The 25,663-nt window shown below is 70.8% G+C and carries 20 protein-coding genes; 7 read left to right on the forward strand and 13 right to left on the reverse strand.

Annotated features, from left to right (window positions below):
- Positions 1-58 precede the first annotated feature (58 nt).
- Positions 59-1,870 (forward strand): 5'-nucleotidase C-terminal domain-containing protein, encoded by a 1,812-nt coding sequence (locus ACFWXQ_RS26970; protein WP_383939301.1) that lies wholly within the window; start codon positions 59-61, stop codon positions 1,868-1,870.
- On the opposite strand, the gene ACFWXQ_RS26975 is transcribed toward ACFWXQ_RS26970, so the two are convergent.
- The 6 genes from ACFWXQ_RS26975 to ACFWXQ_RS27000 all read right to left on the reverse strand — a co-directional run bounded on the left by ACFWXQ_RS26975 (position 1,867) and on the right by ACFWXQ_RS27000 (position 9,542).
- Complete coding sequence (locus tag ACFWXQ_RS26975; protein ID WP_383939304.1) at positions 1,867-3,309, reverse strand: lysine N(6)-hydroxylase/L-ornithine N(5)-oxygenase family protein; 1,443 nt, start codon at positions 3,307-3,309, stop codon at positions 1,867-1,869. The genes ACFWXQ_RS26970 and ACFWXQ_RS26975 overlap by 4 nt on opposite strands.
- The gene (locus ACFWXQ_RS26980; protein ID WP_383939306.1) at positions 3,306-4,706 is read right to left on the reverse strand and encodes a pyridoxal phosphate-dependent decarboxylase family protein; all 1,401 of its coding nucleotides are present in this window, start codon (positions 4,704-4,706) and stop codon (positions 3,306-3,308) included. The genes ACFWXQ_RS26975 and ACFWXQ_RS26980 overlap by 4 nt, the downstream gene beginning before the upstream one ends.
- A gap of 281 nt (positions 4,707-4,987) precedes the next feature.
- On the reverse strand, positions 4,988-7,495 hold the full coding sequence (gene pepN / locus ACFWXQ_RS26985) for an aminopeptidase N (RefSeq protein WP_383939309.1): 2,508 nt from the start codon (positions 7,493-7,495) through the stop codon (positions 4,988-4,990).
- Between the two features lie 103 nt (positions 7,496-7,598).
- A complete protein-coding gene (locus tag ACFWXQ_RS26990; protein WP_383939313.1) occupies positions 7,599-8,072 on the reverse strand; it encodes a two-component system response regulator in 474 nt (157 codons plus the stop codon).
- A 127-nt stretch (positions 8,073-8,199) separates the two neighbouring features.
- Positions 8,200-8,553, reverse strand: a complete 354-nt coding sequence (locus ACFWXQ_RS26995) for a chorismate mutase (protein ID WP_200398898.1) — start codon at positions 8,551-8,553, stop codon at positions 8,200-8,202.
- Between the two features lie 98 nt (positions 8,554-8,651).
- On the reverse strand, positions 8,652-9,542 hold the full coding sequence (locus tag ACFWXQ_RS27000) for a helix-turn-helix domain-containing protein (RefSeq protein WP_383939316.1): 891 nt from the start codon (positions 9,540-9,542) through the stop codon (positions 8,652-8,654).
- 131 nt (positions 9,543-9,673) lie between these two features.
- Between ACFWXQ_RS27000 and ACFWXQ_RS27005 the strand changes: the two genes are divergently transcribed.
- Positions 9,674-11,425, forward strand: coding sequence for a beta-galactosidase family protein (locus ACFWXQ_RS27005; RefSeq protein ID WP_383939319.1), 1,752 nt, complete (start codon positions 9,674-9,676; stop codon positions 11,423-11,425).
- A 56-nt stretch (positions 11,426-11,481) separates the two neighbouring features.
- On the opposite strand, the gene ACFWXQ_RS27010 is transcribed toward ACFWXQ_RS27005, so the two are convergent.
- Together ACFWXQ_RS27010 and ACFWXQ_RS27015 are read right to left on the reverse strand one after the other, a co-directional pair.
- Positions 11,482-12,258, reverse strand: coding sequence for an alpha/beta fold hydrolase (locus ACFWXQ_RS27010; protein WP_383939323.1), 777 nt, complete (start codon positions 12,256-12,258; stop codon positions 11,482-11,484).
- Between the two features lie 234 nt (positions 12,259-12,492).
- A complete protein-coding gene (locus ACFWXQ_RS27015) occupies positions 12,493-13,290 on the reverse strand; it encodes a S1 family peptidase (protein WP_383939326.1) in 798 nt (265 codons plus the stop codon).
- Positions 13,291-13,464: 174 nt separating this feature from the next.
- On the opposite strand from ACFWXQ_RS27015, the gene ACFWXQ_RS27020 reads away from it, so the two are divergent.
- Complete coding sequence (locus ACFWXQ_RS27020) at positions 13,465-14,364, forward strand: hypothetical protein (RefSeq protein ID WP_383939329.1); 900 nt, start codon at positions 13,465-13,467, stop codon at positions 14,362-14,364.
- Positions 14,365-14,680: 316 nt separating this feature from the next.
- Here ACFWXQ_RS27020 and ACFWXQ_RS27025 read toward each other — a convergent pair whose 3' ends face one another.
- The 4 genes from ACFWXQ_RS27025 to ACFWXQ_RS27040 all read right to left on the reverse strand — a co-directional run bounded on the left by ACFWXQ_RS27025 (position 14,681) and on the right by ACFWXQ_RS27040 (position 20,736).
- Positions 14,681-15,706, reverse strand: coding sequence for a hypothetical protein (locus tag ACFWXQ_RS27025; protein WP_383939332.1), 1,026 nt, complete (start codon positions 15,704-15,706; stop codon positions 14,681-14,683).
- Between the two features lie 169 nt (positions 15,707-15,875).
- The gene (locus ACFWXQ_RS27030; RefSeq protein ID WP_383939335.1) at positions 15,876-18,863 is read right to left on the reverse strand and encodes an AAA family ATPase; all 2,988 of its coding nucleotides are present in this window, start codon (positions 18,861-18,863) and stop codon (positions 15,876-15,878) included.
- Between the two features lie 110 nt (positions 18,864-18,973).
- A complete protein-coding gene (locus ACFWXQ_RS27035; RefSeq protein ID WP_383939338.1) occupies positions 18,974-19,891 on the reverse strand; it encodes an SDR family oxidoreductase in 918 nt (305 codons plus the stop codon).
- Positions 19,888-20,736, reverse strand: a complete 849-nt coding sequence (locus tag ACFWXQ_RS27040; protein ID WP_383939341.1) for an SDR family oxidoreductase — start codon at positions 20,734-20,736, stop codon at positions 19,888-19,890. The genes ACFWXQ_RS27035 and ACFWXQ_RS27040 overlap by 4 nt, the downstream gene beginning before the upstream one ends.
- A gap of 86 nt (positions 20,737-20,822) precedes the next feature.
- On the opposite strand from ACFWXQ_RS27040, the gene ACFWXQ_RS27045 reads away from it, so the two are divergent.
- From ACFWXQ_RS27045 to ACFWXQ_RS27060, 4 genes are read left to right on the forward strand one after another with little or no spacing between them, the layout of a single operon-like run.
- Positions 20,823-21,581 carry an enoyl-CoA hydratase family protein gene (locus tag ACFWXQ_RS27045; protein WP_383939344.1) on the forward strand — a complete coding sequence of 253 codons (759 nt, stop codon included), beginning with the start codon at positions 20,823-20,825 and terminating at the stop codon, positions 21,579-21,581.
- A complete protein-coding gene (locus tag ACFWXQ_RS27050; protein ID WP_383939347.1) occupies positions 21,578-22,432 on the forward strand; it encodes a CoA transferase subunit A in 855 nt (284 codons plus the stop codon). Before ACFWXQ_RS27045 ends, ACFWXQ_RS27050 begins: the two co-directional genes overlap by 4 nt.
- Positions 22,429-23,259, forward strand: a complete 831-nt coding sequence (locus ACFWXQ_RS27055) for a CoA-transferase subunit beta (protein WP_383939349.1) — start codon at positions 22,429-22,431, stop codon at positions 23,257-23,259. The genes ACFWXQ_RS27050 and ACFWXQ_RS27055 overlap by 4 nt, the downstream gene beginning before the upstream one ends.
- Positions 23,259-24,314, forward strand: a complete 1,056-nt coding sequence (locus ACFWXQ_RS27060) for an NAD(P)H-dependent flavin oxidoreductase (RefSeq protein ID WP_383939352.1) — start codon at positions 23,259-23,261, stop codon at positions 24,312-24,314. The genes ACFWXQ_RS27055 and ACFWXQ_RS27060 overlap by 1 nt, the downstream gene beginning before the upstream one ends.
- A gap of 131 nt (positions 24,315-24,445) precedes the next feature.
- Here the strand turns inward: ACFWXQ_RS27060 and ACFWXQ_RS27065 are convergent, their stop codons facing one another.
- Positions 24,446-25,603 carry an acetyl-CoA C-acetyltransferase gene (locus tag ACFWXQ_RS27065; protein ID WP_383939355.1) on the reverse strand — a complete coding sequence of 386 codons (1,158 nt, stop codon included), beginning with the start codon at positions 25,601-25,603 and terminating at the stop codon, positions 24,446-24,448.
- Positions 25,604-25,663: the final 60 nt, after the last annotated feature.

Genomic DNA, 25,663 nt, shown 5'->3' on the forward strand with positions numbered 1-25,663 from the left:
CAGAATCTACGCGCGTATCTGCGTGTGTTGTCGACCGTTTCCCTAGGAGTGGCCCGTCATGGCGTTGAACCGTCGGAAGTTCCTGAAGAAGTCCGCCGTGACCGGCGCGGGTGTCGCCCTGGCCGGTGCGGTCGTGGCGCCGAGCGCTCAGGCGGCGGAGGCTGCGGTGGCAAAGGGTGGCAGGAAGCCGAAGCGGTACTCGCTGACGGTGATGGGTACGACCGATCTGCACGGCCACGTCTTCAACTGGGACTACTTCAAGGACGCGGAGTACAAGGACGCGGCGGGCAATGCGCAGGGTCTGGCGCGGATCTCGACGCTGGTGAACGCGGTCCGCAAGGAGAAGGGCCGGCGCAACACGTTGTTGCTGGACGCCGGTGACACCATTCAGGGCACGCCTTTGACGTACTACTACGCGAAGGTGGACCCGATCACCGCCAAGGGTGGTCCGGTGCATCCGATGGCGCAGGCGATGAACGCGATCGGTTATGACGCGGTGGCGCTCGGCAACCATGAGTTCAACTACGGAATCGAGACGCTGCGGAAGTTCGAGTCGCAGTGCCGTTTCCCACTGTTGGGTGCGAACGCGCTGGACGCGAAGACGCTGAAGCCGGCCTTTCCTCCGTACTTCATGAAGACGTTCCGTGTGAAGGGCGCTCCGCCGGTGAAGGTGGCGGTGCTGGGTCTGACGAACCCGGGTATCGCGATCTGGGACAAGGCTTATGTGCAGGGGAAGTTGACGTTCCCGGGTCTTGAGGAGCAGGCGGCGAAGTGGGTGCCGAAGCTGCGGTCGATGGGTGCGGACGTGGTGGTCGTGTCGGCGCACTCGGGTTCGTCGGGCACGTCCTCGTACGGTGATCAGTTGCCGTACGTGGAGAACTCGGCGGGGTTGGTGGCGCAGCAGGTGCCGGGGATCGACGCGATTCTGGTCGGGCACGCGCATGTGGAGATTCCGGAGCTGAAGGTCACCAACACGAAGACGGGGAGGACGGTCGTTCTGTCGGAGCCGTTGGCGTATGCGGAGCGGTTGTCGCTGTTCGACTTCGAGTTGGTCTTCGAGAAGGGGCGTTGGTCGGTCGAGTCGGTCTCGGCGTCGGTCCGCAATTCGAACTCGGTGGCCGACGACCCGAGGATCACGAGGCTGTTGAAGGACGAGCACGACGTGGTCGTGGCGTACGTCAACCAGGTGGTCGGGACGGCGACTCAGGCGTTGACGACGGTCGAGGCGCGGTACAAGGACGCTCCGATCATCGACTTGATCACGAAGGTCCAGGAGGACGTGGTCAAGGCGGCGTTGGCGGGGACGGAGTACGCGTCGTTGCCGGTGTTGTCGCAGGCGTCGCCGTTCTCGCGTACGTCGGAGATCCCGGCCGGGGATGTGACGATCCGGGATCTGTCGAGTCTGTATGTGTACGACAACACGCTGGTTGCGAAGTTGATGACGGGTGCGCAGGTGCGGGCGTACCTGGAGTTCTCGGCGCAGTATTTCGTGCAGACGGCGGTCGGTGCCGCGGTCGACGTGGAGAAGCTGACGAACGCGGGCAACCGGCCGGACTACAACTACGACTATGTGTCGGGTCTGACGTACGACATCGACATCGCTCAGGCGGCGGGTTCGCGGATCAGGAACCTCTCGTACAACGGTGTGGCGTTGGACGACGCGCAGCAGTTCGTGTTCGCGGTGAACAACTACCGGGCCAATGGTGGTGGGGCGTTCCCGCATGTGGCGTCGGCGAAGGAGCTGTGGGCGGAGTCGACGGAGATCCGTACGCGGATCGCGGAGTGGGTGACGGCGAAGGGTTCGCTGGACCCGAAGGAGTTCGCGTCGGTGGACTGGAAGCTGACGCGTGAGGGGACGCCGGTCTTCTAGTCGGCGAGTGGTGTGAGCATCCTTGGCTGCTGCCTGGCGGGTGGGATCTGGGGCTGCTGGGTGAGTCCGAAGGTCGTGAAGGCTGTTCGGCTCGGCAGTGGGTAGGGGTCTTTGTCTGTCAGGGAGTTGAGGATGCTCGCGCTGCGCCAGGCGGTGAGGCCGAGGTCGGGGGCGCCGACGCCGTGGGTGTGGCGTTCGCCGTTCTGGACGTAGACGGCTCCGGTGACGGAGGGGTCGAGGACGAGGCGGTGTCGGTCGTCGATGCGGGGGCGTTCGGAGGCGTCGCGGCGCATGTAGGGGTCGAGCCCGGCGAGGATTCGGCCGAGGGGGCGTTCGCGGTAGCCGGTGGCGAGGACGACGGCGTCGGTGGTGATGCGGGAGCGGCCGGCCTGTTGGGCGTGTTCCAGGTGGAGTTCGACCTTGGTGGTGGCGATGCGGCCCGCGGTGCGGACGTGGACGCCGGGGGTGAGGACGGTGTCGGGCCAGCCGCCGTCCAGGGTGCGGCGGTAGAGCTCGTCGTGGATGGCGGCGATGGTGTCGGCGTCGATGCCTTTGTGGAGTTGCCATTGGGCGGGGACGAGCCGGTCGCGTACGGGTTCGGGCAGGGCGTGGAAGTAGCGCGTGTAGTCGGGTGTGAAGTGTTCGAGCCCGAGTTTTGAGTACTCCATGGGTGCGAAGGCCTCGGTGCGGGCGAGCCAGTGGATTTTTTCGCGTCCTGCTGGGCGGTTTCTGAGGAGGTCGAGGAAGACTTCGGCGCCCGACTGTCCTGAGCCGATGACGGTGATGTGTTCGGCGGTGAGGAAGCGTTCGCGGTGTTCGAGGTAGTCCGCGGCGTGGATGACGGGCACGCCCGGGGCTTCGACGAGGGGGCGGAGCGGTTCGGGGATGTAGGGGGCGGTGCCGATGCCGAGGGCGATGTTCTTGGTGTAGGTGCGGCCGAGTGCTTCGGCTTCGCCGTCGCTGTCGAGTTGGGTGAAGTCGACTTCGAAGACGTCGCGTTCGGGGTTCCAGCGGACGGCGTCGACCTGGTGGCCGAAGTGGAGTCCGGGGAGGCTGTCGCTGACCCAGCGGCAGTAGGCGGCGTATTCGGCGCGGTGGATGTGGAGTCGTTCGGCGAAGTAGAAGGGGAAGAGGCGTTCGCGGGCTTTCAGGTAGTTGAGGAAGGTCCAGGGGCTCGCGGGGTCGGCGAGGGTCACCAGGTCGGCGATGAAGGGGACTTGGAGGGTGGTGCCTTCGATGAGGAGACCGGGGTGCCAGTCGAAGGCGGGGCGCTGTTCGTAGAAGGCGGTGTCGAGTTCGGCCAGGGGGTGGGCGAGGGCGGCGAGGGAGAGGTTGTTGGGGCCGATGCCGATGCCGACGAGGTCGCGGGGGGCTTCGGGCTCGTGGTGTACGGGGTGTTTGGGGTGCGTGGGGGGTGTCGGGGACGTGGGGGGCGTCATCGCGGGGTGTGTCCTTCCACCAGTTTCAGGAGCGCGGCCAGGTCGTCGGCTCCGGTGTGCGGGTTGAGCAGGGTGGCTTTGAGCCAGAGGCGGTCGTCGAGGCGGGCGCGGCCGAGGACGGCTCGGCCTTCGGTGAGGAGGGTGCGGCGTACGGCGGCCACGGTGTCGTCGGTGGCGTGGGTGGGCCGGAACAGGACGGTGCTGATGGTGGGCCGGTCGTGGAGTTCGAAGCGGGGGTGCCGGTGGATGAGTTCGGCGAACTGGGCGGCTTGTTCGCAGACCCGGTCGACGAGTTCACCGAGTCCGGTGCGGCCGAGGGTTTTGAGGGTGACGGCGATCTTGAGGATGTCGGGTCGTCGGGTGGTGCGCAGGGAGCGGCCGAGGAGGTCGGGCAGGCCTGCTTCGGTGTCGTCGTCGGCGTTGAGGTAGTCGGCGTGGTGGGCGAGCGGGGCGAGGTCGTGCCTGTCGCGTACGGCGAGGAGGCCTGCGGCGATGGGCTGCCAGCCGAGTTTGTGCAGGTCGAGGGTGACGGTGTGGGCGCGGGCGAGGCCGTCGAGTTTGGGGCGGTGGCGGTCGCTGAAGAGGAGGCCTCCGCCGTAGGCGGCGTCGATGTGGAGGCGGGCGCCGTGGGTTTCGCAGAGGGTGGCGATGTCGGGGAGTGGGTCGATGAGGCCGGCGTCGGTGGTGCCCGCGGTGGCGGCGACCAGGAGGGAGCCGCGGGGGCCCTGGAGCGCGGTCAGGGCTTCGCCGAGTGCGGCGGGGTCCATGGTGCCTGCGGGGGCGGGCACGGTGACGGGTTCGGGGAGGCCGAGGAGCCAGGTGGCGCGGCGGAGGGAGTGGTGGGCGTTCTCGGCGCAGACGAGCTGGGTGTGGCCGTGCTGTTCGCGGGCGAGGAGTAGGGCGAGTTGGTTGGACTCGGTGCCGCCTGTGGTGACGAGGGCGTTACTGTCACTGTCTGTCCTGGTTTGTCCTGCCTTCGCGTGACCCTCTGTGTAGACCTCGGCGGCGAGAGCCCTGCTGACGAGGGCTTCGAGTTCCGAGGCGGCCGGGGCCTGGTCCCAGGAGTCGAGGGAGGGGTTGAGGACGGAGGCGGCGAGGTCCGCGGCGGTGGCGACGGCGAGGGGTGGGCAGTGGAGGTGGGCCGTGCAGAGGGGGTCCGCGGGGTCGGCTGCGCCTGCCGCGAGGGCTTGGACGAGGGTGCGGAGGGCGTCTTCGTCGCCGTGGTTCGGGAGGGGGTCGCCGAGGGCCTCGCGGAGGCGGGCGGCAACCTCGGTGGGGCCGCCAGCGGGAAGGGGGCCGTCTCGGGTGGCTGCGCCGGCTTTCAGTGCGTCGAGCACGGTGGTGAGCAGCGGTCGCAGGGTGTCTGGGCCTTGGGGGCCTGATGCGAGCGGGCTCATGGTCGTCCTCCGGGGCGCGGGCGGGGACTTCCAGCGTGTCTGTGTTTGGGGGTGCGTGCGCGGAGAGTGCGGTGATCAGCACTCGAAAGGGGTATGGCGCTCCACACCGGGGGTCTTGGCGCTCCGCGCCTCCCCTGCGGGGCTTGGGCCGGTGGGCAACGTGCGGGTTGAGTTGGGTTGCTCGCGCAGTTCCCCGCGCCCCTTAAAGACCAAAAGCAGGCAGTTGCCCGCGCCCCTGGACTGCCTGGACTGCAAGGGGCGTGGGCCTGCCGATCCGTTCCCTATGCCTCTCGTACTCGCAACGCCCTTGCCAGGTCGTCCAGTTGGTCTGTGAGTTTGCGGCGGAGGGCTGGGGTGGGGGTGGAGTCTGTCAGGCATTGTTCGCCTGCTTGGAGGGTTTCGGGGGTGATGGCGTAGGCCGGGAAGGCCCAGCGGCCGGCTGCCTCGGCGATGGCGGGGCCGCGGCGGGCGGCCACGGCTACGGCGTCGTTCCAGTAGAGGTCGACGTACTGGCGTACGAGGTCGGTCTGTTCGGGTTGCCAGAAGCCCTGGGCGGTGGCGGTGAAGAGGTAGTTGGAGAGGTCGTCGGTGGTGAACATCGCGTCCCAGGCGGCGCGTTTGGCGACCGGGTCGGGGAGGGCGGCGCGGCAGCGGGCGGCGCCTTCCTGGCCGGTGGCGCTGGGGTCCTGGACGAGTTCGGTGTCGATGACGGCGTCGTCGATGGCGCCGAGGACGGCGAGGCGGCCGAGGATGCGCCAGCGCAGTTCGGGGTCGAGTTCGGGGCCGCCGGGGACGGTGCCTTCGGAGAACCAGGCGCTGATGGTGTCGGGCTGGGCGGCGACGTCGATGAGGTGGCGTACGGCGATGAGGCGCAGGCCGGGGTGGTCGCCGTCCTCGGTGCGGCGGAGGAGGTCGCGGCAGAGCGAGGTGAGGGTGGCGAGGGCGGCGGGCCGTTCGTGGGCGGGCAGGTAGCGGTTGGCGACCTGGGCGGCGGCGAAGGTGAGGACGCCCTGGACGACGGCGAGGTCGGTCTCCTCGGGGAGGTGGGCGCGGGCGGTCTCCAGGTAGGCGGCGGGGGCGAGGTCTCCGTCGCGGACCATGTCGCGCAGGGTGTTCCACAGGACGGCGCGGGTGAGGGCGTCGGGGACCTCGGAGATGCCGCGCAGGGCGGTTTCGGAGGACACCTCGTCGAGGCGGATCTTGGCGTAGGTGAGGTCGAGGTCGTTGGGGACGACGAGGGCGGGGCGGGCGCCGGGGCGGGGTTCGGGGGCGGGCTGTTGCGGGACGTCCGTCTCGTAGCGTTCGCGCAGGAGGAGTGCGCGGCTGTCGTTGAGGTCGCGGTCGTAGACGCCGACGGTGACGCGGTGGGGCCGGCTGCCCGCGCGGTCGAGGGTGAGGGTCCACTCCCCCGGCCGGTCGGTGACGGACGCGGTGAGGGTGTCGACGCCGGTGGTGCGCAGCCAGGAGTCGGCCCAGGCGTGGACGTCGCGTTCGGTGGCCGCGGCGAGGGATTCGATGAAGTCGGCGAGGGTGGCGTTGGCGAACCTGTGGCGGGCGAAGTGGGTGTTGATGCCGGCGAGGAAGTCCTTCTCGCCGAGCCAGGCGACGAGTTGGCGTAGTGCGGAGGCGCCCTTGGCGTAGGAGATGCCGTCGAAGTTGAGCATCGCGGAGGCGGTGTCGGGGACGGCCTCGGGGTCGGGGGCGACGGGGTGGGTGGAGGGGCGCTGGTCGGCGTCGTAGCCCCAGGCCTTGCGGACGATGCCGAAGTCGGTCCAGGTGTCGGTGAAGCGGGTGGCTTCGGTGAGGGTCTGGTAGCCCATGTACTCGGCGAAGGACTCGTTCAGCCAGATGTCGTCCCACCAGCGCAGGGTGACGAGGTCGCCGAACCACATGTGGGCCATCTCGTGGGCGATGACCATGGCGCGGGTCTGGCGTTCGGTGTCGGTGACGGCGGAGCGGTAGACGAACTCGTCGCGGAAGGTGACGAGTCCGGGGTTCTCCATGGCGCCGGCGTTGAACTCGGGGACGAACGCCTGGTCGTAGGAGTCGAAGGGGTAGGGCTCCTCGAACTTCTCGTGGTAGCGGTCGAAGCAGGCGCGGGTGATGTCGAGGATCTCGTCGGCGTCGGTGTCGAGGTGGGGTGCGAGCGAGCGGCGGCAGTGGATGCCGAAGGGCAGGCCGCGGTGTTCGGTGCGTACGGAGTGCCAGGGTCCGGCGGCGACGGCGACGAGGTAGGTGGAGATGAGCGGGGTGGCGGCGGCCCGCCAACGGCCGTCGTCCTGGCGCTCGGTGATGCCGTTGGCGAGTACGGTCCAGCCTTCGGGGGCCGTCACGGTCAGTTCGAAGACGGCCTTGAGGTCGGGCTGGTCGAAGGCCGCGAAGACGCGCTGCACGTCGTCCATGAACAGCTGGGTGTAGACGTATGTCTCGCCGTCGGTGGGGTCGGTGAAGCGGTGCATGCCCTCGCCGGTGCGGGAGTAGCGCATGGTGGTGTCGATGCGCAGTTCGTGCTCGCCGGCCGTGAGGTCCTTGAGCGGCAGCCGGTTCTCGTCCAGGGAGAGGGTGTCCGGGTCGAGGAGGTGGCCGTCGAGGGTGACGGAGCGCAGTTCGGCGGGCTTGAGCTCGACGAAGGTGTCCCCGTCCGCGCGGGTGGTGAAGCGGATGACGGTACGGGAGTCGAAGATCTCGTCGCCGCGCGTCAGGTCGAGTTCGATCTGGTAGCGGTGGACGTCGAGGAGCTTGGCACGGGTCTGCGCTTCGTCGCGCGTCAGTACGGACATGGGTGCCATGCTGCCTGATGGGCGTGATCCGGCACAGGGGTGTCCTGGTCCGGGCGGGGTTGCGCCCCCTGCGGCCTGTCGGGGTTACGTCGTCCCCTCGGGCCGGTCGGGGTTACGTCCCCGGGCCCACGTAGCGCCCGGCCCTCGGCTGTTCCTTCACCAGGGCGCGCAGTTCGCGTACTTCGCGTTCCAGGGACCGGTAGCGCTGGTGGGCGTCGTACAGGTAGCGGACCTTGGTGCGCAGGGCCCAGGGGTCTATGGGTTTCATGACGAGGTCGGCGACGCCCAGGCGGTAGGCGGTGGCGGTGAGTTCGGCGTCGGGGCCGAAGCCGGTGACCAGGATGATCGGGATGAGCTGGGTCTGTTCCACGCCCCGCATGTAGCGGACCACGTCGAGGCCGCTGACGCCGGGCATGCGTACGTCGAGGAGGAGCAGGCCGACGTGGCCGCGCAGGACTTCCTTGAGCGCGTCGTCGCCGCTGGTCGCCCGCGTCAGGTGGTAGCCGAGCGGGGCCAGGGCGCTTTCCAGGGCGTAGAGCGTTTCCTCATGGTCGTCGACTATGAGGATCTTGGCATCCGGCGGCATGGAGCGAAGTCCCCTCGCTTGGACGACAAGCTTATGTCCGAACCGGCCGACAGGGAGTACTCGTGTACTGACAAGGAGTGCTCAGCGCAGGATGCCTCATTTCGGCGCGCACGCCGAGAGGGCGGACCTACAACTTGTCCGCGCCGCCTGCGCCGCCCGCGCTGTCCGCGATGCTCTCGTGGTGGCGGATGACCTCGGCGATGATGAAGTTGAGGAGCTTCTCCGCGAACGCCGGGTCGAGTCTGGCGTTCTCGGCGAGGCTGCGCAGCCGGGCGATCTGCTGGGCCTCGCGGGAGGGGTCGGCGGGCGGCAGCTGGTGGGCGGCCTTGAGGTGGCCGACCTGCTGGGTGCACTTGAAGCGTTCGGCGAGCATGTGGACGACGGCGGCGTCGATGTTGTCGATGCTCTCGCGCAGCCGGGCGAGTTCGGCGCGGACGGCCGGGTCGACGCCGCCCGCGTTTCCGGTGTTGCTGGTGGTCATGGTGGGCAACTTTACGTGGCGTGCCGCGGGTGGTGCGCGGCCGTTCGAGCAGCGTGCTCCCGAAGAGTGCCGGCCGTCCTGCCCCGGCCGGGTCCCGGTCATCGTGTTCCCGGGGAGCGGAGCATCGGCGGATCGTCGGGGTCGGGGACCTGGTTGCTCCAGCCGCCGGGGACCGTACGCCCCTGTTGTTCCCGGAAGCGCACGGGTGCGGTGCCGACGCGGCGGGTGAACAGGCGGGAGAAGTAGGCCGGGTCGTCGTAGCCGACGCGTCTGGCCACGGCGGCGACGGGGAGTTCGGTGGCGGCGAGGAGTTCCTTGGCGCGGCCGAGGCGGATGCCGAGGAGGTAGTCCTTGGGGCTGCAGCCGGCGCCGCGGCGCACGGCGGTGCGCAGTTCGGCGGGGGTCATGCCGTGGCGGGCGGCGTGGTCGGCGACGGAGAGCGGCTTGAACGCGTCGCGGGCGAGGGCCTGGAGGACCTGTTCGCCGTCGGGGGCGGTGTCGGCGCGGGCGCGGCGCAGGGTGACGAGGAGTTCGTGGACGGCGGCGCTGGTCTCGACCTCCAGGAGGGGGTTGCCGAGGCGGGCGGCGCGGGCGATGCGGGCGACGGTGGTGCGGGCCGGGCCCGCGTCGGAGAGGGGGACGACGGGCCGGGCGGGTTCGATGTAGCCGAGTTCGGTGTACGTGTCGGCGGTGGGTCCGGTGAAGTCGACGAAGGCCTCGTCCCAGCCGGTCTCGGGGTCGGGTGCGTAGTGGTGGGGTACGCCGGGGGTGAGCCAGAGCAGGGCGGGAGCGGTGACGGCGGTGCACCGCCCGTCGACGGTACGGAACCAGCCGTGTCCCGCGCTGACCACGACGGCGACGTGGTGGTCGAGGGTGCGGGGTCCGACGGTGGGCAGTGCCCCGTACTGGAGGCCGACGCCGAGGCAGACGAGGCCGAGCTTGTGGTGGGCGGGTCCGGGGCTGAAGAACCGCATCCAGGTGTGGTACATCGGCTGTCCTCCCACCTGGCCGGTAGGCCCGTCCCGTGCTCCGTCGACTGTGTCGCCTGTGTCGGCTGCGTCCAATCACCGCTGATCTTTGTCCATGGACCGGGTCGCCGCCAGGGGTCAGGGTGGTGCTCATGACCGAGTTCACGGTGGGGGACACCGATTTTCTGCTGGACGGGCGGCCGGTGCGGCTGTTGTCGGGGGCGCTGCACTACTTCCGGGTGCACGAGGGGCAGTGGGGTCACCGGCTGGCGATGCTGCGGGCGATGGGCCTCAACTGTGTGGAGACGTACGTCCCGTGGAATCTGCACGAGCCGCGGCCGGGCTCCTTCCGGAACGTCCGGGCGCTCGGCCGTTTCCTGGACGCCGCCCAGCGGGCCGGGCTGCGGGCGATCGTACGGCCGGGTCCGTACATCTGCGCCGAGTGGGAGAACGGCGGGCTGCCGCACTGGCTGACCGGTGAGGCGGGGGCCCGTGTGCGCACCCGTGACGAACGGTTCCTGGGTCATGTGGAGCGCTGGTTCGCCCACCTGCTGCACGAGATCGTGCCTCGCCAGATCGACCGCGGGGGTCCGGTGCTGATGGTGCAGGTGGAGAACGAGTACGGGAGTTACGGCTCGGACCAGGTGTATTTGCGCCGGCTCGCCGGCCTTCTGCGTGAGGGGGGCGTGACCGTGCCGCTGTTCACGTCGGACGGTCCCGAGGACCACATGCTCACCGGCGGCTCCCTGCCGGGCGTGCTGGCGACCGCGAATTTCGGGTCGGACGGGCGCGTGGCCTTCGAGACGCTGCGCCGGCACCGGCCGACGGGTCCGCTGATGTGCATGGAGTTCTGGTGCGGCTGGTTCGACCACTGGGGCGCCGAGCACGTCGTACGCGATCCCGGTGACGCCGCCGACGCGCTGCGGGAGATCCTGGAGTGCGGGGCCTCGGTCAATCTCTACATGGCGCACGGCGGCACGAACTTCGCGGGCTGGGCGGGCGCCAACCGGGGCGGCGGCGCGCTGCACGACGGGGTGCTGGAGCCGGACGTGACGTCGTACGACTATGACGCGCCGATCGACGAGTACGGGCGCCCCACGGAGAAGTTCTGGCGGTTCCGGTCACTCCTCGCCGCGTACACGGACGGCCCGCTGCCCGAACTGCCGTCCGCACCGGCCCCGTTGGGCTCCCCGGCCGCCGTGGACCTGACCGGATGGGCGTCCCTGTCCGCCGTGCTCGACGCGCTCGGCGGGCCCGAGACCGAGGGGCCCGTGCCGCCGGCCTTCGAAGAGATGGACGTCGACCGGGGGCTGGTCCGCTACACGGTCGACGTTCCGGGACCGCGCCGCCCGTACCCGCTGACCGTGCGGGGTCTGCGGGATCTGGCGACGGTGTACGTCGACGGGGAGCCGGCCGGGGTGCTCACCGAGGAGGAGCCGCGGCTCAAGGAGCCGGTCGCCGGTCCCGCGCGCGTGGACCTGTGGGTGGAGTCGCTGGGCCGGGTCAACTACGGCCCGCGCACCGGGGAGACGAAGGGCATCACCGGCGGCGTACTGCACGAACGGCAGTATCTGCACGGGGTGCGGGCGCGGGCGCTGCGCCTTGACGCGTTCGACACCGGTGTGGAGCCGGTGCCGTTCCGGCCGCTCCCCGATTCCGGCGCCCCCGGCCTGTACCGCGGCACGGTCACGGTATGCGGCGCGGGGGACGCCCGTCTCGAACTCCCCGGCTGGACAAGGGGGTTCGCGTGGATCAACGGCTTCAACCTGGGCCGCTACTGGTCCGTCGGCCCGCAACGGTCCCTGTACGTCCCCGGACCGGTCCTGCGGGAGGGTGCCAACGAGGTATGGCTGCTGGAGTTCGAGGAGGCGTCCGCGGCCGCTCCTTTTCTCGCCCAGGTGTGACGGTCTTGTCGTGTACGCGGATTGAAATCCTGTACGCGGATTTGACCGACCAGGGGTCAGCTATTTGCCGCGGCTCGCAGAATGAGCCTGGCGATGGCTTTCGGGTGCGTCACGAGCGACAGATGGCCGGAGTCGACCTCGATGGTCGTGGCATTCATACGGTGAGCCATGAAACGCTCAAGGTCGGGATTGATGGTGCGGTCGTTCTTCGACACCGCGTACCACGAAGGCCTCTCGTGCCAGGCGGCGACGCTCGTGGTGGGCGGAGCGGTCGAGAGCAGACCCTGGGCCGCGTAGAGAACGAGGGCCTCTTTCCTGGGCACGCCGTTGGCGAAGTCCCTCAGGAAAGCCGACCGGCCGATCCACTTGAAGCCGCCCGAGGTGATGATCCCGGGGGTGACCGGAGGGGTGGGGAACCTGGCGGAGAGCGCGGCGAAGTCCTCGCCGGCCTCCGGGGCGCGGGCGGCGACGTAGACGAGCCCGGTGACGTTCGGGGCGAGCCCTGCCTCGGAGATGACCGTGCCTCCGTAGGAGTGCGCGACCAGGAGCGTGGGCCCGTCCTGCCGGGCCAGGGCGAAGTTCGTGGCGGCGACGTCGTCGGCGAGCGAGGTGAGCGGGTTCTGCACCGCGGTGACGTTCATTCCCGCCTCCTGCAGCAGCGGGATGACCTTCGCCCAGGAGGAGCCGTCCGCGTAGGCGCCGTGAACGAGTACGACATTGCGCACCGCGTGCTTGCCCGAAGAGGTTGCCGCCCGGGCCGCCGGGGCCCCGGAAAGCGTGGTTGCTGCGACTCCCGCGCCCAGCGCGGAAAATCGACGACGACTGATTTCCATTGTTGCCTTCCCTTGCCTGCACACGGTTCTTGCGCGCAGTCTTGCATTGCCGTCGCGGACGGAAGCCACGTTTTGACGCGCGCGTTGCGAATTCATTGCTGTTCGCCTTGGTGCACGTCTTCCACGGTTCGCCGTATGGAATGCCGGGATGGAATGCCGGGAGGGATCGGGTGACGCCCGACAAGCCGAAACGGCCCGCCGGACGAACCAACGAGCCGTTGCGAAAGTCCGGGACTAAAGCGTCGCCGCGGCCCGGGCTATCGCCGCCGAGAACGTCGAGACCTCGGTGTACACCCCCGGCACGAGCGGCCGGGCGCACCCGTCGCCCCAGCTGACGATCCCGACCTGGAGCCACTTCCCGCTGTCGTCCTTGCGGAACATGGGCCCGCCTGAGTCGCCCTGGCAGGTGTCGACCCCGCCGCGCGGAACCCCGGCGCAGATCTCCTGCGCGGCGATGAGCCGGCTGCCGTAGTGGCGCTTGCACTGGCGGTCGGCGACGAACGGCACCTTGGCCTTGAGGAGCTGCGTGGAACCGGTGCCCGCGTTCTCCGAGGTGTCGCCCCACCCGGCGATGGTGAACGTGCCCCTGTTGTAGCGGGTGTTCGTCGCGAGCTTCAGCGTGGGCAGGTTGATGGGCCGGGCGAGCTTGATGAGCGCCCAGTCCTTGCCGCTGCCGTTGTAGCCCGGGGCCTGGAGGACCTTGGTGGACTTGACCTTGATCGCGCCGGAGGCGTTGAGGTCGGTGACCCCGGCCGTGGCGGTGATCCGGGTGGTGTTGCCCGAGCCGTCCACGCAGTGCGCGGCGGTCAGTACGACGTCCTTCTTGTAGAGGGCACCGCCGCAGCCCATGGACAGACTGACCATGAACGGGAACTCGTTCTGCGCCGCGGGCGTACCGCCGACGACCGGCACGGGCGCCGCGTGCGCGGCGACGGGCTGGAGGCTGGCGGTCGCGAGAGCGACGGCACCGATCGCCGCGGCCCGCTTGAAGGCGGATCTCTTGAGGAGACTGACTGCCCTGTTTGTCAACATGATCCCTTTCGTGGGGGGTTGGGTGCGCAGAAGAGCGCACAGAAGTATGAGGATCATGACGCATGGGCGGCAAGGACGGATCTCACTCCCCCACCGGACAACCCAACCCGGGAGAATCCGCTCGCGTCCCCTTAAAGTGGAATGGGGGTTCAGGGCCTCTCTGGGGGTACGGACGTGACGAACGGTGGTCCGGTCGAGCACGGCTACCCGCATCTGGACACGGTGCGGGCGGCGATCACCGCGCTGTACAAACGGCTCTCGTACGACACCATCCACACCTTCGACACCAGCGTGGCCCCCGCCGACGTGGCGTTCTGCGACACGGACGATCTCCATCTGGGCGCCCAGCGGGTCGCCCGCGAGCTGGTGCGGCACTTCCGCCTCCCGGATGCCCGCATGATCGTGAGCTTCCGCGAGATGGAGCACGCGGCGAACGTCGAGCTCGCGGCGGGCCCCGAGTACTTCATCGAGCTGAACGACCGGTTCCGCACCCACCGCAGGGACATCGGCGCGGCGCTCGCGCACGAGGTGATGCACGTCTATCTGCACCGCCTTGACCTGTCGTTCCCCGGCACGCGCGACAACGAGATCCTCACGGACACGGCGACGACGTATCTCGGCGCGGGCTGGCTGCTGCTCGACGCGTACCGGGAGGACGCGGCGTCCTCGCAGAAGCTGGGCTATCTGACGCCGGAGGAGTTCGGGTACGTGCTGGCGAAGCGGTCGCTGGTCTTCGATGAGGACCCGGCGACCTGGTTCACCAGTCCGCAGGCGTACACCGCGTACACGAAGGGCATGACGCGGGCCCGTCACGACGAGCGGCAGCCGCCGCTCACCGCGGCGGGGTGGGCGGGGCGGCGGCGTTACGCGAAGGACCGGCGTCACGCGCAGGACGACGCCGTCGTGGCGGCCGGGCCGGCCGACGTGCCGTACGCGTTCACGCCGGAGGGGCGTGGGTCGTTGCGGGTGTCGTTTCCCTGTCCGACGTGTCATCAGCGGATTCGGGTGCCGGTCCGGGGGCGGGTTCGGGCGCGGTGTGGGCTTTGTCGGACTGTTCTGGAGTGCGATACGTAGATGTAGATGGGGGTTGGGTTGTCGAGTGCGGGACGGTGGGGGCTGGTCGCGCAGTTCCCCGCGCCCCTAAAAGACTGCGGCTCGGCGCGCCCCTGAAAGACAGCGGCTCGGCGCGCGCCCAAAGACAGCGGCTCGGCGCGCGCCTAAAAGACTGCGGTTCGGCGCGCGCCCGAAAGCAGATCCCCGCGCTTCTGACGGGGCGCTGCAGCGGAAGGCCGCCTCCCGTCTGTGCCGTTGACGGGTGGCGGCCCTCCGGCCCCCGCATCCCCCTGTTTCCCCCGGAGGTTGGCTCCAGCCGTACGGCTGCGCCGCTCGCTCAGTCGTACATGCGCCAGTCGTACGTCAGTTGGTAGTGGCCGCCGTGGCCGCGGTAGTCGGCGACCGCCGGGGCCGTGAAGGGGCGGCCGGACCAGCGGCCGGTGAGGGAGGGGATGACCGCGTTGACGGTGACGGGCTTGAAGACCTCGTCGCCGAAGAGGCCCTTGAGCCGGTCGAAGACCCAGCCGACGGCCGCGCCGACGGCCATCCCGATGAGGATGCCGACGGGTCCGCCGGAGGCGCCGATCGCGCCCCCGATGGCCGCGGCGAGGTAGGCGGTGACCTTCTTCTTGATGAGGTCGAGCAGTGCGCCCACGTAGTCGGCGAGGCCGCCCCAGTCGACCTCGGCGAGCACCAGCGTGACGAAGTACGACTTCGGGTACTTGGTGCCCTCGTCGAGGCCGAACCAGTGGAAGCGGCGCGGCGGGTCGTACACCTTGACGTCGCCGTCGTCGAAGCTGCGGACCTTGAACTGGCCGATCTTCAGGGTGTCGCCGCTCTCGTCCACGCTGGTCCCGGCGAGATGGATCTCGTCGGATCCCCACTCGGACGTCTCGTCCACGCATTTCACTTTGTGGATGCGCAGTTCGAGTTTGTGCAGGGCGGCCGGTACGGCGGCCAGGCCCTGCGGGGCCGACTCCTCGGGGAGGAGAGAAGTCGGCGGCTTCCTGAGTTCGTCGGCCGGGAACTTCAGCCGCTCGGGAAAGCCGAGGCGCTTGACCTGCGTGTCCACCGAGGCGGGCGAGCGTAGGTCGACGCGGGCCAGGTCACCGAGCCGCCGGGTCCGTACGGCACCGGTCTTGAGGTCGGCGAGGACCGTGGCCGCCGCCTTCTTCTTCCTTTCGTCGGTGAGGCTGTCGAAGCGCCGCGCGACGAGGTGCTCGGCGGCCGTCCTGTCCGCGGGCAGCGGGTACTTGGCGGGTTCCGCGTAGTGGGCGGCGACCTTGTCGGCGGCGAGCGTGAGTTCCTGGACGACGCGCTCGGTGACGGCCCGCACCTTGGCATGCGGGACGTCGGTCACCATTCGATGAGTGTTCTCCGGCATGTGTTCATCCCCCGTTGGTTACTGCTCCCTTCGCGACTGTTTCCGCGAAGGTCCGACCGACGGTACGGACAGGGGGAGCCGGGGCGCCCCGGGATGCGCCCCGGGGGAATCCCTAGGGTCAGCGTCCGGGGCTGGGACCCGGGCCGGCTCAGGACTCGGGGCCGTCGGCGGCCAGCGCCGCCGTGAGCCGCGTACGGGAGTCGACGCCCAGCTTGGGGAAGATCCGGCCGAGATGGTACTCGACGGTCTTGACGCTGATGACGAGTTCGCGTGCCACCTGCCGGTTGGTGAGCCCGGACGCGACGAGGCGGGCGACGGCCAGTTCCTGGGGTGTGAGCAGCGCCGCTCCACGTGTCCGTGGCTCCCGCCCGGCTGCGGATCCGGCGGGACCGAGTCCGCAGGCCGCCAACTCCCGTTCGCAGCGCCCGAGATCGGGCGGCGCGTCGAGGCGTACGAGGAGGTCGCGGGCGGTGCGCAGCTGCTCGCCCGCGCGGGTGCGGCGGCCGGCCCGGCGCAGGAAGCCGCCGTACGCGAGGTGCAGCAGCGCGCGGTCGAAGGGTGCCTCGACGTGTGCGGCGTGTTTGAGGCCGGAGCGGAAGGCGCGCTCGGCGGCCACGGTGTCGCCGCGTGCGGCCTCCAGGGTGCCGCGGGCCCGGGCGGCGACGAGCAGCGCGCCGTGGTGGCCGCGCCGGGTGGCGAGGACCTCGTACGGGGCGAGGGCCTGGACGGCGCGCTTCTCGTCGCCGAGGGCGGCCCAGGCTTCGGCGAGCAGGTCCGCCCAGGGGACCGTGCCGGGCTCCTCCAGATCGCCTCGCGGGGCGAGCGCGAGCAGGGGGCCCAGGGCCGTGAGGACCTCTTCGGGCCGGCCCTGGGCGCGGGCGAGGTGGGCCTCGGCAAGAGCGGCCCACAGGGTGGGGTTCACATGGCCGCCGGCCGCGTAGACGCGGGCCACGCGCGCGTGTGCCTGTGCCTTGGCGAACGCGCCGCGCACCGCGTGCACCTGCGCGGCGAGCATCCTGCAGTACAGGGCGATGTGCGGCTGGTCGGTGTCGGCGGCCAGGGACAGCGCGAGGTCGGTGTGGACGATCGCGTCGTCCCAGCGGCCCGCGCGGTACTCGGCGGAGGCGAGCGCGGTCGCGGCGACCACCCTGAAGGACGCCGCGCGCCCGTGGCAGGCTCCGAAGACCCCGCCCAGGTCCCGTACGGCGCCGGTGAGGTCGCCGGTCCACTCGCGCAGGGTGCCGCGGCCGAGGATTTCCTCCAGCTGGGCGGGGGTGGCGAGCGCCGGGTCGGGCAGCGGGCCGAGTGCGTCGAGCGTCTGCGGGGCCCGGCCGCTCATGGCAAGGCCGTTGAGGCGCAGGACGCGGATCATGTCGGTGGCCGTGTCGTCGGGCGCGAGGCGGATCGCGAGGTCGGCCCACTCGGCCATCTCGGCGCCGTGCGACATGCTGCCGTGCAGTGCCGCGAACTGGCCCGCGATACGTGCCCCTAGGACGGGTTCGGCCTCCGGATCGCACCGGTGCCAGGCGTCCGTGAGCAGTGCCTCGGCGCGGTCCAGGTCGAACAGGCTCAGCCGTCCCAGGAGATAGCTGCGCCAGCCGCCGGGGGTGAACTGCGCGATCCGCTGGGCGACTTCGCCCATGTCCGGTACGTCTCCGGCGAGCAGCGCGCACTCGACGGCTTCGAGGGTGTACTGCTCGTACACCGCCGGGTCCGGGCAGAGCCGGGCAGCGGCCGTCAGCTGTCCGGCCGCGTTCGCCCAGGCTCCTTCGGCGGCGAACCTGCGTCCCAGGGCGGCGAGTTCGGCGGCGAGTTCCGGATCGGGGCCGGCCGCGGCGAGCGCCCGGTGGCGCAGTCGGTGTGCCTGGTCGCGGACGGTGCGGGCGGCGCTCAGGTGCAGGGCGGCGCGGCGCGAGGGGCCGAGCTGGTGGTAGACGGCGGCGTGTACGAGGGGGTGCGGGAAGCGGATCACCGGATCGCCCGGGGCTTCGGTCAACAAGCCTGTGTGGACGGCCTCTTCGAGTGCGGTGAGGACGTCGGCGGCCCTGCGCTCCTCGTCGAGCAGGTCCGCGCCCGCGACCTCCCAGGCGTCGGCCGGCGTGCAGTGCGTGCCCAGTACGGCAGCCGCGCAGACCAGGGCGTCGGCGGCCGGCGAGCAGGCTGCGAGCTTCGCCAGCACGAGGGCCGTGAACGACTTGGGGGCCGGCGGCGTCACATCGGGCTCGCCGAGAGCCTCCAGGAGTCCGGCCCCTTCCTGTTCCAGGAGTGCCTTCACGTGGAGGGGGTTGCCGGCGGTGTGCGCGTGCAGCCGTGCGGCGGCCCGCGCGGTGAGTCCCTGTACGCCCAGTCCTCCGCCGAGTTCGGCCAGTTCGGCGGGCCCGAGCCCGTCGAGCCGTACCCGCACGGCGTCGTCCGCCGTGAACAGCCTCCGCAGCCCCGCGGCCAGCCGCGTGTCCTCGGCGTCCCGCACGACGACGAGAACGAGCACCCGATCGGCCCGCAACCGCCGCACGGCGAAGGCGAGCGCCTGGAGGGAGAGGTGATCGGCCCATTGGGCGTCGTCGAGGACGAGGGTGACGGGGGTGTTGGGTTTGACGGGGGTGACTGGCGTGACTGGGGTGTTGGGGGCGGGAGTGTCGGGGGTGGCGTGGGCGGGGGTATCGGGAGCGGAGGTGGCGGGAGCGGGAGTATCCGGGGCGTCGGGGCCGCGTGCGGCTCGATCGTCGGAGCCCGGGACGTCGGGGCCACGTGCTGCCCGATCGTCGGAGCCCGGGACGTCGGGGCCACGTGCTGCCCGATCGTCGGAGCCCGGGCCACCGCTCGCCCCCTGGGCCTCGTCCAGGGCCTCCAGCAGTGCCGCCCCGGCAGCGTGCGCATCCGCCCAACGTCCGCCGCCGGCGCCACTGCCGCCCCGGCCCAGCAGTTGCTCCAGTACTCCGAAGGCCAGCCCCGACTCGGCCTCCTCCCCCGCCCCGTACAGCACATGTGTGTCATCGCGCAGGAAGCGGCGTATCAGGGCGGTCTTGCCGATGCCGGCCGGGCCCTCGACGAGTACGCGTTGCGGGTGTCCCGCGCGGGCGCGCTCGCGGGCCGCCGCGAGGAGCGCGAGGCTGTCCGTTCGCCCTACGAACTCCACCTTGAGCCACCTCCGCCCGGCCCGCCCTGCTGGGCATCCTCGCGAGCGGGCGGTGCGCGGTCAAAGGGTTCCCCGCGCGTCGGCCTCCTAGGTGTCGTACGCCGATCGCACTACTGCGCTCCGTAGACCGGCTGCGGTGCCTGCGCCTCCGCGAGCAGCTTGAGCGCCGTGTCCCCGGCCTCGGCGGGGGTCCACCGCGCGCCCTTGTCGGTGCTCGGGCCGGGCCGCCAGCCCTCCATGACGGTGATGCGGCCGCCCTCGGTCTCGAAGACGCGGCCGGTGACGCCGGCGCTCGCGGCGGAGCCGAGCCAGACGACGAGCGGCGACACGTTCCCGGGTACCATCGCGTCGAAACCGCTGTCGGGTGCCGTCATCGTCTCGGCGAAGGTGCCCTCGGTCATCCGGGTCCGCGCGGCGGGCGCGATGGCGTTGACCTGTACTCCGTAGCGACCCATCTCGGCGGCGGCCACCAGTGTGAGCCCCACGATCCCGGCCTTGGCGGCGCTGTAGTTCCCCTGCCCAACGGATCCCAACAGGCCTGCTCCGGAACTGGTGTTGACGATTCGCGCCTGCGGCACGCGCCCCGCCTTCGCCTCCGCCCGCCAGTGCGCGGCGGCGTGCTTCAGCGGCAGGAAGTGGCCTTTCAGGTGGACGCGCATGACGGCGTCCCAGTCGTCCTCGTCGAGGTTCACGAGCATCCGGTCGCGCAGGAACCCGGCGTTGTTGACGAGCGTGTCGAGCCGCCCGAAGGCGTCCACTGCCGTGCGTACGAGGGATGCGGCGCCCTCGGTCGTGGCGATGTCCCCGCCGTGCGCCACCGCCTCGCCGCCCGCCGCCGTGATCTCCTCGACGACCTGCCGGGCCGGGCTGTCGGGGCCGGGCGAACCGTCGAGCCCGACGCCCAGGTCGTTGACGACGACGCGCGCCCCCTCCGCCGCGAAGGCGAGCGCGTGCGCCCGCCCGAGCCCGCGACCCGCACCCGTGACGATCACGACCCGCCCGTCGCAGATCCCGCTGCCTGCAGTCATCCCGCTTCCCCTCTCTCTTCCCCCTCGTCGGCCTTCTCCTTGCTGGGCCTCTCCTTGTTGGGCTTCTGCTCGTTGGGCTTCTCCTTGTTGGCGGTCGCCGCGTTCAGGAAGGCGGGCCGCTCGCCCCCGCCGTGTACGAGGAGGCCGGCCCCGGTGATGTACGCGGCGGCGTCCGACGCGAGGAAAACGGCGGCCCGGCCGACGTCCAGGGGCTCGGCGAGCCGCCCCATCGGGACGGTGCGGGCGACGGCCGCGATGCCGTCCTCGTCCCCGTAGTGAAGGTGGGACAGCTCGGTGCGGACCATGCCTACGACGAGGGTGTTCACCCGCACGTCCGGCGCCCACTCCACGGCCATCGAGCGGGCGAGATTTTCCAGGCCCGCCTTGGCCGCCCCGTAGGCCGCCGTGCCGGGCGAGGGCCGTGTCCCGCTGACGCTGCCGATCATCACGACGGAGCCACGCGCACGCCTGAGCTGCTCGTACGCCGCCAGGGACGCCGTCAGCGGTGCGGTGAGGTTGAGTTCGATCACGCGCGCGTGCCGCTCGGCGTCCGTCTCCGCGAGCAGCCGGTGGGGGGCGCCGCCCGCGTTGTTGACGAGGACGTCGACGCGGGGCAGCCCGTCGAAGAAGGCGCGTACGGCCGGTGGGTCCCGCAGATCGAGGGGGGCGAACTCGACGCCGTCGAGCGGCACTTCGGGCGGTCTGCGCGCACAGACCACCACCTCGGTGTCCGCCTCGGCGAACGCGCGGGCGATGCCTGCGCCGACGCCCCGGGTGCCGCCCGTGACCACCACGAGCCGTTTGCCGGACGGCTTGTCCGACGGCTTGTCCGACGGCTTGTCCACAGGGCCTCCCACTCGTCGGTATTCGCTGTTACCTTCACAACCGGCGCACCTAACAAATGTTTGGTCGAAAGGTAGCTGATGAGCTGATGGGTGTCTCCACCTCGTCCCCGGAAAAGGGGATTTCCGTCGTCACGGTCGACTTCCCGCCCGTGAACGCGCTGCCGGTGCGCGGCTGGTTCGAGCTGGCCGACGCCCTGCGCGCGGCGGGCCGCGACGCCGAGGTCCGCTGTGTGGTGCTGGCCGCCGAGGGGCGGGGGTTCAACGCGGGCGTGGACATCAAGGAGATACAGGCGCAGGGCGGCAGCGCGCTGCTCGGCGCCAACCGCGGCTGCGCCGACGCCTTCGCCGCGGTGTACGAGTGCGAGGTGCCCGTGGTGGCGGAGGTGCACGGCTTCTGCCTGGGCGGCGGAATAGGCCTGGTGGGCAACGCGGACGCGATCGTGGCGAGCGAGGACGCGACCTTCGGCCTGCCCGAGCTGGACCGGGGCGCCCTGGGCGCGGCCACCCATCTGGCCCGGCTGGTGCCGCAGCATCTGATGCGCGCGCTGTACTACACCTCGCGCACGGCGACCGCCGCCGAGCTGCACCGGCACGGGTCGGTGTGGCGGGTCGTGCCGCGCGGTGAACTGCGTGCCGCCGTACTGGAGTTGGCGGGTCAGATCGCGAGCAAGGACGGGCAGCTGATCCGGCTGGCCAAGGCCGCGATCAACGGCATCGACCCCGTGGACGTACGCCGCAGCTACCGCTTCGAGCAGGGCTTCACGTTCGAGGCGAACCTCGCGGGGGTGGGCGACCGGGTCCGGGACACGTTCGGGAAGGACCGGGAAGGAGGGGGTACGGAATGAGCGACAAGACGATGACGGCCGACGAGGTCGTCTCCCGGCTGCGGAGCGGGATGACCCTCGGCATCGGCGGCTGGGGCTCGCGCCGCAAACCGATGGCCCTGGTGAGAGCACTGCTCCGCTCCCGGGTCACCGACCTCACGATCGTGTCGTACGGCGGCCCGGACGTCGGGATGCTCGCCGCCGCGGGGCGGATCCGCAAGTTGGTCGCGGCCTTCGTGACGCTCGACTCGATCCCTCTGGAGCCGCACTTCCGTGCCGCCCGGCAGAGCGGGGCCTTCGAGTTGACGGAGGTCGACGAGGCGATGTTCATGTGGGGGCTGCACGCCGCCGCGAACCGGCTGCCCTTCATGCCGGTCCGGGCCGGCATCGGCTCGGACGTCATGCGGGTCAACCCCGGTCTGCGGACGGTCACTTCACCGTACGAGGACCCGTCGACCGGGATCCGGGAGACGTTCGTGGCCATGCCGGCCCTGCGCATGGACGCGGCCCTCGTCCACGTCAACCGCGCGGACCGCTCGGGCAACGGCCAGTATCTGGGCCCGGACCCGTACTTCGACGACCTCTTCTGCGAGGCCGCGGACGACGCGTACGTCTCCTGCGAGCGGCTGGTGGACCGCTTCGACGACGCGGTGCCGCAGACCCTCCTCGTCAACCGGCACTCGGTCACGGGAGTCGTCGAGACGCCCGGTGGCGCGCACCCCACCTCCTGCGTCCCCGACCACGACCGCGACGAGCCCTTCCAGAAGCTGTACGCGACGACACCGTGGCCCGAGTTCACCGAGCGGTTCCTGTACGGGGACGAGAAGGCCTACCAGTCGGCCGCACAGGCCTGGCACGAGGAGCGGCGATGACGGACGCGACCCGACCCGGCCCTCTCCGGCCCGCCAGCACACCTCCTGCCCCGCCCACCGGCGCCCCTGTTCCCCCGTCCACCCGCGGCCCGCTGCTCCCGCCCACCCGCGCCGAGTACTGCGTGATCGCCTGTGCCGAGGCGTGGCGGGACAACGGCGAGGTGCTCGCGAGCCCGATGGGTGCCGTCCCCTCGGTCGGCGCCCGGCTCGCCCGGCGGACCTTCGCCCCGGATCTCCTGCTCACCGACGGCGAGGCGATGCTGGTCGGTCCGGACGGCACGCCCGAAGGCTGGCTGCCCTACCGCAGGCATCTCACGATGGTCACCGGCGGGCGTCGGCACGTGATGATGGGCGCGAGCCAGATCGACCGGTTCGGCAACCAGAACATCTCCTGCATCGGTGACTGGGAGCGGCCCGCCCGGCAGTTGCTCGGGGTGCGGGGTGCGCCGGTCAACACCCTGAACAACCCGGTGAGTTACTGGGTGCCCAAGCACTCGACGCGGGTCTTCGTGGCGAAGGTCGACATGATCAGCGGGGTGGGGTACGACAGCGCGGCGGCGGCCGGTCCCACGGCGACCCGCTATCACCGCATCCCCCGGGTCGTGTCGAACCTGGGAGTGTTCGACTTCGCGACCCCGGACCACTCGATGCGGCTCGCCTCGCTGCATCCGGGGGTGACGGTCGAGGAGGTCCTGGCGGCGACCGGGTTCGAGCCGACGGTTCCCGACGACGTCCCGTACACCCGCGAACCGACCCCGGCGGAGCTGGAGTTGATCCGCGAGGTCATCGACCCGCGGGGGCTGCGCGACCGTGAGGTCCCGGGCTGATGGAGACCGCGCTCACGAAACTGGCCGGCGTCCGGCACCCGATCGTGCAGACCGGGATGGGCTGGGTGGCGGGCCCACGTCTGGTCTCGGCCTCGGCGAACGCGGGAGCGCTGGGCATCCTGGCCTCCGCGACGATGACCCTCGACCAGCTGCGGGCGGCGGTGCGGGAGGTCAGGTCCCGTACGGACGCGCCGTTCGGTGTGAACCTGCGCGCGGACGCGGGGGACGCCCGCGACCGCGTCCGTCTGATCGTCGAGGAGGACGTGAAGGTCGCCTCGTTCGCGCTCGCGCCCTCCCGTGAGCTGATCGCCGAGCTCAAGGACGCGGGGGTGGTCGTCATCCCCTCCATCGGCGCCCGCCGTCACGCCGAGAAGGTCGCGGCCTGGGGCGCGGACGCGGTGATCGTGCAGGGCGGCGAGGGCGGCGGCCACACCGGCGAGGTGGCGACCACCGTCCTCCTCCCCCAGGTCGTGGACGCCGTGGACATACCGGTGATCGCGGCGGGTGGCTTCTTCGACGGCCGGGGCCTGGTCGCGGCACTGGCGTACGGCGCGGCGGGCATCGCCATGGGCACCCGCTTCCTCCTGACCTCGGACTCCACGGTCCCGGACGCGGTGAAGGCCCAGTACCTCGCGGCCACGGTGAAGGACGTGACGGTGACGACCGCCGTGGACGGCCTCCCCCACCGCATGCTCCGCACGGACCTGGTCAACTCCCTTGAGGAGGCAGGCCGTACGAGAACCCTGACCCGGGCGATCCGCCGGGCCGCCCGCTTCCGCAAGCTCTCGAACCTCAGCTGGCAGCAGCTGATCCGCGACGGCCTGGCCATGAAACACGGCAAGGACCTGACCTGGAGCCAGGTCCTCCTCGCCGCCAACACCCCGATGCTCCTGCGCGCGTCAATGGTCGAGGGCCGCACGGACCTGGGAGTAATGGCCTCGGGCCAGGTGGCGGGCCTGATAGAGGACCTGCCGTCGTGCGCGGAACTGGTGGCCCGGGTGATGACAGAAGCCCAGGAAACACTCCGCACCCTCCCGGACCCCGGCTCACCATGAGCGCCCGTCTTTCAGGGGCGCGGGGCTGTGACACTCTGCGGCTCCGCCGCGTGGGCGCGACAAGCCAAGGCCTTTAGGGGCGCGGGGAACTGCGCGACAAGCCACGACGGATCCGCACGCAACCGAACAACCTAAAGCCGCTCAACAATCGTCACGTTCGCCTGCCCCCCGCCCTCACACATCGTCTGCAACCCGAACCGCCCCCCGGTCCGCTCCAGTTCATGCAGCAGGGTCGTCATCAGCTTCACGCCCGTGGCACCCAGCGGATGCCCAAGGGCGATCGCACCCCCGTTGACGTTGACCCTGTCCGGATCCGCCCCGGTCTCCTTCAACCACGCCAGCACCACAGGCGCGAACGCCTCATTGATCTCGACGAGGTCGATCTCCCCGATGGACATCCCGGCCTTCTTCAAGGCGTACGCGGTAGCCGGAATCGGCGCCGACAGCATCCGTATCGGATCCTCCCCCCGCACCGACAGATGGTGAACCCGCGCCCGAGGCGTGAGCCCGTGCTCCCGCACGGCCCGCTCGGAGGCAAGCAGCATCGCGGCCGCGCCGTCGGACACCTGGGAGGAACAGGCGGCGGTGATGGTGCCGCCGTCCACCACCGGCTTCAGCCCGGCCATCTTCTCCAGCGAGGTGTCCCGCCGCGGCCCCTCGTCCAAGGCGACGTCCCCGAACGGCACGACCTCCCGCTCGAAACGCCCCTCGTCGATCGCCCGGAGCGCGCGCTGATGCGACCGCAGGGCGAACTCCTCCTGGTCCCGCCGGCTGATCCCCCACTTCTCGGCGATCAGCTCGGCGCCGTAGAACTGGTTGACGGGCCGGTCCCCGTACCGCGCCCGCCACCCCTCGCTCCCCGCGAACGGCCCCTCCGTGAGCCCCAGCGGCTCCGCGGCCAGGCGGGAGGCGAAGGCGATGGGGATCTGCGTCATGTTCTGGACGCCGCCCGCGACCACCAGGTCCTGGGTGCCGGACAGGACACCCTGCGCGGCGAAGTGCACGGCCTGCTGCGAGGAGCCGCACTGCCGGTCGATCGTCACCCCGGGCACCTCCTCGGGCAGCCCGGCCGCCAGCCAGGCCGTCCGCGCGATGTCCCCGGCCTGCGGCCCGACGGTGTCCAGACACCCGAAGACGACGTCCTCGACGGCTGCCGGGTCGACACCGGACCGCGCGACCAGGGCCTTCAGCACATGCGCGCCCAGATCGGCGGGATGGACCCCGCCGAGGCCCCCCTTCCGGCGCCCCACGGGCGTACGGACCGCTTCGACTATGTAGGCCTCGGCCATGACGACTCCTCAGGCTCCTCAGTGGGTTCCAATGAGTTCGGTGGGTCCAGTGGTTGAGCA

This window comes from Streptomyces sp. NPDC058697 (assembly GCF_042715345.1).
Lineage (GTDB): Bacteria > Actinomycetota > Actinomycetes > Streptomycetales > Streptomycetaceae > Streptomyces > Streptomyces liliifuscus.